General features: G+C 45.8%; 5 protein-coding genes. 2 read left to right on the top strand and 3 right to left on the bottom strand.

Annotated elements, in window-relative coordinates:
* Positions 1 to 108 precede the first annotated feature (108 nt).
* The 3 genes from cbiB to QUB35_RS37910 form a co-directional block, all read right to left on the bottom strand.
* The gene (gene cbiB / locus QUB35_RS37920) at positions 109 to 1,188 is read right to left on the bottom strand and encodes an adenosylcobinamide-phosphate synthase CbiB (protein WP_333148093.1); all 1,080 of its coding nucleotides are present in this window, start codon (positions 1,186 to 1,188) and stop codon (positions 109 to 111) included.
* Between the two features lie 109 nt (positions 1,189 to 1,297).
* Positions 1,298 to 1,699: a GFA family protein gene (locus tag QUB35_RS37915; RefSeq protein ID WP_333148091.1), complete on the bottom strand. Its 402-nt coding sequence runs from the start codon at positions 1,697 to 1,699 to the stop codon at positions 1,298 to 1,300.
* 37 nt (positions 1,700 to 1,736) lie between these two features.
* Positions 1,737 to 2,180 (bottom strand): Rrf2 family transcriptional regulator, encoded by a 444-nt coding sequence (locus tag QUB35_RS37910; protein ID WP_190656033.1) that lies wholly within the window; start codon positions 2,178 to 2,180, stop codon positions 1,737 to 1,739.
* A gap of 265 nt (positions 2,181 to 2,445) precedes the next feature.
* Here QUB35_RS37910 and QUB35_RS37905 point away from each other — a divergent pair, with 265 nt between their 5' ends.
* Together QUB35_RS37905 and QUB35_RS37900 are read left to right on the top strand one after the other, a co-directional pair.
* A complete protein-coding gene (locus QUB35_RS37905) occupies positions 2,446 to 2,835 on the top strand; it encodes an AbrB family transcriptional regulator (RefSeq protein ID WP_333060228.1) in 390 nt (129 codons plus the stop codon).
* A 676-nt stretch (positions 2,836 to 3,511) separates the two neighbouring features.
* Positions 3,512 to 7,180, top strand: coding sequence for a PAS domain S-box protein (locus tag QUB35_RS37900; protein WP_333148088.1), 3,669 nt, complete (start codon positions 3,512 to 3,514; stop codon positions 7,178 to 7,180).
* Positions 7,181 to 7,568 lie beyond the last annotated feature (388 nt).

The following is a 7,568-nucleotide window of genomic DNA, read 5'->3' as shown; positions in this document are numbered from 1 at the left end:
TTGAGTGAATTATCTCAGTCTACATCAATTGTCTGCCTTATGGCGGGAAATGTCTAAGAAAAACTCGTCCTGGAGATTACTCCTGGACTGTGCGGGTGAGGTCATCAGTTAGCGACTCACACATAATAAGGTATAAAAAAGCAATGATAGTCCCAACCAAATCAGAAAGCAATACCGAGTTAATTGCAATGCTTGGCAAATTAGCGGCGCTGCGATCGGGTGAACCGACTCGCCTAACAGCGGTTTGTGTTTGAGAACTCCGCGATAGGAATTGGTCCCTCCTAGTTGTACTCCCAAGATGGCGGCGTAAACGCACTCGCTCCAACCGGAATTGGGACTGGCATCTTTAACAGCATCTCTCTGACAAATTTGCCAAATGTAAATCGGTTTGCCAGATATAACGGCTAAAGTAATCACTGTTAGCCGGCAAGGAATCCACGTCAGTACGTCTTCTAGTTTGGCGCTAAACCATCCTAAATCAGTGTATGGCGCTTCTTTGTAGCCGACGGTAGAATCTAATGTGCTGGCTGCTTTGTAAGCGATCGCCAAGGGGACGATCGCACTCGCCCACATCGAGTTAGGATCGATCGGGCGATCGGTAACACTTAATAATAGATGCGGCAGAGCGAACCCAAGTAAGGCATAAAATAGCGGTGCTGTCACGCCATCGACTGCATTCTCTGTTACAGTTTCTAACACGGCTCGCAGAATTTCTGGCTCGGATAAGTTTTCGGTATCCCGGCCGACGTAAAGGCTCAACCTTTCTCGCGCCTTGACTAAATCTCCAACATTTAAAGGTGCTAGCACATCCTCTGCTGCGGCCCTCAAACTGCGACCTGCAAAACAGCTTGCGAGCAAAATGGTCTGTATGGCAATACCTAAAAGAGGATGTACCCAACTAGCAGCTTGGACGATCGACCAACTGACAGTATAACTGCCTACAATCAGTCCGATCGCTAGTATTGTACCAGCACCTCGTAGCAACAGTTGGTGCCGAGATCCAGCGGGACTAGCACCTGCTTCAGGCATTTTACCTGCGGGATTATTCCATATATTAAAGACAAATCGAGTATAGCGGTCGATCGCCCAACCCATCGCCTGCACGGGATGCGGCCAACCCCAAGGATCGCCGATCGAATAATCCAACACCGCAGCTAAAATCAAAACAGGAAATTCATCCGGCATCATTATATATTGTGTCAAACTTGATAGTCCGGCCGAGCAGGAGCGATCGCAATGGTAGCGCAGGTTTTAACTACTGCTACCCTTGCGGAGGCAAGATTTTTGAGCTGCAATTTTAACGGCTGAGATTACTTTCGTCGCGGAGCAAGTGTACGTTCTGCTCCCAATTAACACCGTCAAAGGGTAGGATCTGAAAGTGTTCGATGGCATAGTCGTCAAGACAGCGGACGTTGACATCGAAATGATCGGGATGCGATCGGGGGCGATAGAACGAGTGAATGCCGCAAATTCGGCAGAAAGTATGTTGAGCAGTTCCTGTATTAAATGTATAGGTGGTCAAAACATCTTCGCCACTGAGCAAGGTAAAACGTTCCGGCGGCACAATGAGGTGCAAAAATCCCTTCTTTTTACAGATAGAGCAGTTGCAATCAGATGCTTCGTGTTTGTCAACGGCGACACGGAAGCGGACAGCACCGCAGTGACAGCCGCCAAAGTAGGTAACAAGTGTTGCGTCCATGTGTGCTTGCTGGCGATCGAATGAATGAACTTACCATTTAAATGATAAAGCTAGTTTCTTCCCCAAGAGCGGCTTGCCAACTGCGGACATCATAGTATAAGTCTTCGAGGGAAATACTGTACAGCGCTTCGGCAAGTTTTTTGTGCAATCGGTTCCACAAACTGAATGTTACCCAGTCCTCTGCTTGTGTCGCGTCGGGAAAATGTCGAGGTAAAGGTTCAATAGTTTCACCTACAGCCTCTAAGATTTGTCCTAAAGAGATTTGAGCGGGCTGGCGGGCCAATTGATATCCTCCTTGGGCACCCCGAACAGATTGGACTAAACCGGCTCGTCGCATTTCAATCAGCAATTTTTCTAGATACGGAGCAGGTAACTCCTGTCGCTTCGCTATCGATTTCACCGATGTCGGGCCAAAGCGAGGTTGCAAACTTAGATCCAGTAATGCTTTGACACTGTAGTGTCCGCGTGTGGTTAACTTCATGGGATTTTAAGAGCGGGGCAAATATTCAGCTAGCTGATAGCTGATAGCTTATGCTACCGAGTTTAGAGATTGCTCGCACCGGTTGCAGCTACTCCTCAAGAAAGACTGCAGGTTGTTAAAAATATTTAGATAATAGTGGTTAACAATTGAGCCGATCGGTGTAATATAGTTTTACGACCAGCTATAAAGCTAAAGTTTCTTGGTCAAACCAAAAACCAACCGAGAAAAAATCCGTACACCAGTTGAATATTTCAGGACTCAGTAAATGGCTAAAAAGAAAAATATCGAACCCCTTGAAGGCGAAGATCTGATCAAAAAGGTCAAAGACCTAGAGAACCTTACCAAGGAAGAAAAAGCTAGAGCCTGTGGCTACTACACCGTTACCAAGAACGGCGTAGAACGGGTTAACATGATGAAATTCCTGAATGCGCTGATTGATGCAGAAGGCATTCAGCTAGACGGGAAGCAAAACGGCAATGGACGCGGCGGACGCTCTGCCAGCTATCGGATTAGCGTTCAATCTAACGGCAACTTACTGATTGGAGCGGCCTACACCAAACAGATGGAACTCCAGCCAGGAGATGAATTTGAAATCTCTCTGGGACGCAAGCACATTCACCTGCGCCAAATCGATCGAGAAGAAGAAGTAGCCTAGGCCTTTACCACTTGCTTTGACTTCTTGCTTGAACTGGTTGGTTTGACTTCAAGCATTGACTGCAAGCAGAGAATTGGCTCTGAAATCTTTCTGTGAGCCTAAAACACTATGGCTTCTATAGATGGCAATGGCTCGACAAAAGCCACTGCCACTACTTTATATTTTCCGAGAATACCTATTCTCGACCCCTCGCTATATCCGTTTGGACAAGCGGGGGATCTTCCGCGTAGCAGTTAAAGAGAAGTTCGGCAACGGATTGTGTACCGGATGTAACGGATGTAACGGATGGATGTTCGGCAGCCAATAGTGTACGGGATTTAACGGATGTAATTGATGAACCGAAGAGGTTTGAAGGAAGAATTAGGTTTGGTTGAGCTAGGAAACTCACCAAAGCAAGAAAATGGCGGAGGTATTCTGGGCCAAGAGTGCGTAATACGAGTTTAAAAAAAAGAATGCAACTGTCGGCAAACTCCAAAGCACGAGCTTCCTCATCCATCCCCAATTATTTAATCTAAAATCTAAAATCTAAAATCTAAAATGGTATAAGTCTCGTGCTTGCTCCTGATTTGTGTCTGGGTGGGAGGGGTTTTGATGGCAAGGAAACACCTCGATCGCCCCTAAGTGAAATTACAGGCTGGAACAGTTAAAGTGTTAGGGAGCAATTAGTCATCAGCCTATGCCGTTGCCCCGATTCGCGAGCAAAACTTCTCAACACCAAACAAAAATCTCCCTGCGTCGCCTTCTAGTGGCCTCTTTTGTGCTGCAAATCGTCGCAGCAGTTGCGATTGTCGGGTATCTGTCCTTTCGCAACGGAGAAAGAGCAGTCGAAGAGCTCGCCGAGAAATTGATCGCGGAGACGGGAAAGAGAGTGGAAGAAAAGCTGATTTCTTTTCTCGAACCTACCCAGTGGGTAAATAAACTTAACGCTGAAGCGATCGAGCGCGGTGAATTAAACTTACAGTTAGAAAAGCCGCAGCCTCGGGGAGAGAAGTTCCTCTGGCAACAAATGCGATCTTTTAAAACCATTCAATGGATATCCTTCGGTGCTGAAAAATCAGGGGAATATCTCGGAATTTGGCGCAACCCCACGGATAACAGCTTGCAAATTGTCGCGGCGAACAAGTCTACCAACTTTCACAGCATTTACTACGCTACCGACGGCAACGGCACTCGCACCGATAAATTAAAGGCAGAACCCGGAATCTACGATGCCCGTCTCCGCCCCTGGTACAAAGAAGCTGTCGCAGCTAATAAACCGATTTGGACGAGCATTTATCCGGGTTTTACTCCTGGGACTGTTTTTATTGCTGCTAGCCAACCAATTCGCGATCGAAATGGTAAATTGCTGGGAGTTAGTGCCGTAGACTTTTCGCTCTCGGATCTTCAGCAATATCTCCATCGCATCAAGCTTAGCAAAACGGGACAAATTTTCGCGATCGAACGATCGGGCTTGCTGGTTGCCAGTTCAAGTCAAGAATCACCCTTTAGAAAGATGTCGGGAAAGCAGCAACTGCAGCGGCTGAATGTTTTAGACAGCCAAACTCCTGTCATTCGCACCGCAGCCGAGTATTTGTACGAACACTTCGGGGGCTTTGGCGACATTAAGCAGCGGCAGCAACTGCAATTTAGCCGAGACGGGCAGGCATATTTTGTGGAAGTGCTGCCGTTTTCTGATGTTTACGGTTTGAACTGGCTGATTGCGATCGCAGTTCCCGAATCCGATTTCATGGGGCAAATTAACAAAAATACGCGCACTACAATTTTACTTTGTTGGGGGGCGCTGCTGCTATCGACAATTGCTGGAGTGCTGACAGCGAGGTGGGTAACGCTGCCGCTGCTGCGGCTCAATGAAGCAGCTAAAGATATTGCCGCCAGAAAGTTCGATCGCGCTGTTGCTGTCAGCAGGCTTGATGAAGTTGGGGAATTAGCGCAGTCTTTCAATGAGATGGCAGATCAACTGAAACAGTCTTTTCAAGCTTTGGCAGAAAGTGAAGAAAAATTTGCCCAACTGGTAGAAAATTTGCCCGTTGGAGTCTCGACGATCAATCCGGGCGGCGCAGTTATTTTCATGAATTCGGCTGGAGAGCAAATATTAGGCAGGGGAGAAATGCCCGATGCCACCGCAGCAGAGCTACCACAAGCTTATCAAATTTATATAGCAGGCACTAATCAACTTTACCCGGTCGAGCAAATGCCGTTTGTGCGGGCGTTGAGTGGCTTGGAGGTGATTGCTGAAGATATGGATATTCGCCGAGACGGAAAAAATATTCGTTTGGAAGTGCGAGCGCTGCCGGTGTTTGATGGTGCGGGGAATATCCTTTATGTTATTACTGTTTTTAAAGATATTACGGCTCGCAAACACGCAGAGCAAATATTGGCTGACTACAACCGTACCCTCGAAATTGAAGTAGTCGATCGCACGAGGGAGCTAGCCTCGATCAATGCCCGCTTGCAGCTCGAAATTGAGGAGCGCCAGCAAGCTGAAAAAATTATCCGTCAAGAGCGCGACTTTAATTTAAAGATTATCGAAAATTCTCCGATTTTTTTTGTGGCGATCGACTCTGAGGGTAAAATCCTGCTGGCGAATAACAGTATGCTGGAAGCGGTGGGCTATACTGCCACAGAAGTTGCAGGCAAAGATTACTTAGCTACATTTGTACCCCCAAGCGATCGAGCCGGATTACATTCAATTTTTACGGGCGTAACAGCGCGGGAGCAAACGGTTAACGAACATCGCATTCTCACTTCGGACGATCGGACTTTGTTAGTCGAGTGGCACGGCACACCGGTGCTAGACGAAGGTGGCCGCCTGGATTTCTTGTTTGGATTTGGGATTGATATTGGCGATCGCAAACAAGCAGAATTAGCCTTGCAAAAAAGCGAAGCTCTGTTTCACAAATTAGCGAACACTGTTCCCGGAGAACTTTACATCTTCGTGCAGCATCCCGACGGCTCAGTCAAGATGGAATATATCAGTCCTCTGTGCCGAGAAATTCAAGAATTAGAGCCGGAGGAAATCCAGAACAACTCTGCTTTACTCTACGAACAAATGCACCCGGACGATCGATCCAGTCACTTCGAGGCAATTGTCAAAAGTGCCACTGATCTAGAACTATTTTCCCACGAGTGGCGGATTGTGACAGCATCGGGAAAACTCAAATGGCTGCAAGGTTATTCTCGACCAGAATTGCGCGAAAATGGAGATATTGTCTGGCACGGCATAATTATTGATACGAGCGATCGCAAACAAGCAGAACAAGAACTCCAACAAGCCAAAGAAGCCGCAGAAGCTGCCAACAAAACTAAAAGCCTCTTTCTCGCCAACATGAGCCACGAATTGCGAACCCCCCTCAACGCCATTCTCGGCTTCGCTCAATTAATGGAACCCAGCGCTAATTTAACTTTGGCGGAAAAAGAAAATATCCAAATTATTCGCCGCAGCGGAGAACACCTGCTCCAACTGATCAATCAAGTCTTAGACTTATCTAAAATTGAAGCTGGGCGCATGACACTCAACCCCAAAATCTTTGACTTGTACCGCTTGCTGGGGGACGTGCAGAATATGTTTCAAATTGCGGCGAAAAATAAAGGATTGCAAGTAATTATTGACTGCTCTTCCGATGTCCCCCAATACGTGCAAAGTGATGAGGTTAAGTTGCGACAAGTGTTGATTAATCTCTTAGATAATGCGGTTAAATTTACCCCCAAAAATGGTTCAGTTTCAGTCACAGTTGGGCAAAATAAATTCCGAATAATTAACCCTACAAAAAACGATTTTTTAAATGTTGCTGAACATCAAGAAATAGTTTTTATTGGGTTTGAAATAGCCGATACAGGAGTTGGCATTTTGCCGGAACAATTAGAAAGCATATTTGAATTATTGGTGCAAACTTCATCAGAAAAAAAAGTTCAAACAGGTACGGGTTTAGGATTAAACATCAGCCGCGAGTTCATAAGATTAATGGGGGGCGACATTACTGTCGAGAGCGAAGTGGGACACGGCACAGTCTTCAAATTTGACATTCAAGTTGTTAGCGCAGCGGGTGCTGGTGAAGCGATCAATAAATATGTTCAAGTCAATGATTTATCGCCGATTTCAAGTATGGTACAAGAAAAAATATCTGATAGTGCTGCAATATTTACGCTGGACTCCAAGCCGAAAGTTTCCTCAGAATGGACGAGCAATCTAAAACAGGCCGTCCGTGAGGCTGACTTCGACTTGATTGCCAGAAGTATTGAGGAAATCGGTATCGATAATGATGTTTTTGCGGAAGTTCTGATGAATCATCTATATAATTTTGATTATCAAAAAATACTAGATTTGATTGCTGAAATTGAGCTGTAGGTTGCGCCGAAGATTAACTTATACAGCCTTTCTCAGTAACAGTGCGGTACGGTTGAGAATTGTCAGGTAATCAGTAGACAAGAGTGCCTAAATTTTTGATGAATAGACAAACCAAACCGCAGATTAAGGCAGATGAACACAGATTAACGCAGATCATTTCTATATCTGCGGGCTATTGGCAATAGATATGGAATTGCTCGCCCGCGTACCTCACGAAAGTTTAGAAAGGCTATATAATAATTATTATTGTTGATTTGCAGGTAATAATTTAGGAATGAGAATTAAATAACTTCCACTCTTGAAAGTGGGATGGGCGTCCCCCCCCTCCAAAAAAAAACGGCGGGAAGCCCAACCCACAAAAAAAAATAAAATTTTAAGTTATTTAAAT

The sequence above is a fragment of the Microcoleus sp. B13-B6 genome, assembly GCF_036705405.1.
GTDB lineage: Bacteria > Cyanobacteriota > Cyanobacteriia > Cyanobacteriales > Microcoleaceae > Microcoleus.
This window is presented reverse-complemented; position numbering and strand designations above follow the sequence as displayed.

What these genes read in the sequence shown, in the direction of transcription:
- QUB35_RS37915 (WP_333148091.1), bottom strand. Translation starts at nt 1,699, where the DNA reads ATGGACGCAACACTTGTTACCTACTTTGGCGGCTGTCACTGCGGTGCT.
- QUB35_RS37900 (WP_333148088.1), top strand. Translation starts at nt 3,512, where the DNA reads ATGCCGTTGCCCCGATTCGCGAGCAAAACTTCTCAACACCAAACAAAA.
- QUB35_RS37910 (WP_190656033.1), bottom strand. Translation starts at nt 2,180, where the DNA reads ATGAAGTTAACCACACGCGGACACTACAGTGTCAAAGCATTACTGGAT.
- cbiB (WP_333148093.1), bottom strand. Translation starts at nt 1,188, where the DNA reads ATGATGCCGGATGAATTTCCTGTTTTGATTTTAGCTGCGGTGTTGGAT.
- QUB35_RS37905 (WP_333060228.1), top strand. Translation starts at nt 2,446, where the DNA reads ATGGCTAAAAAGAAAAATATCGAACCCCTTGAAGGCGAAGATCTGATC.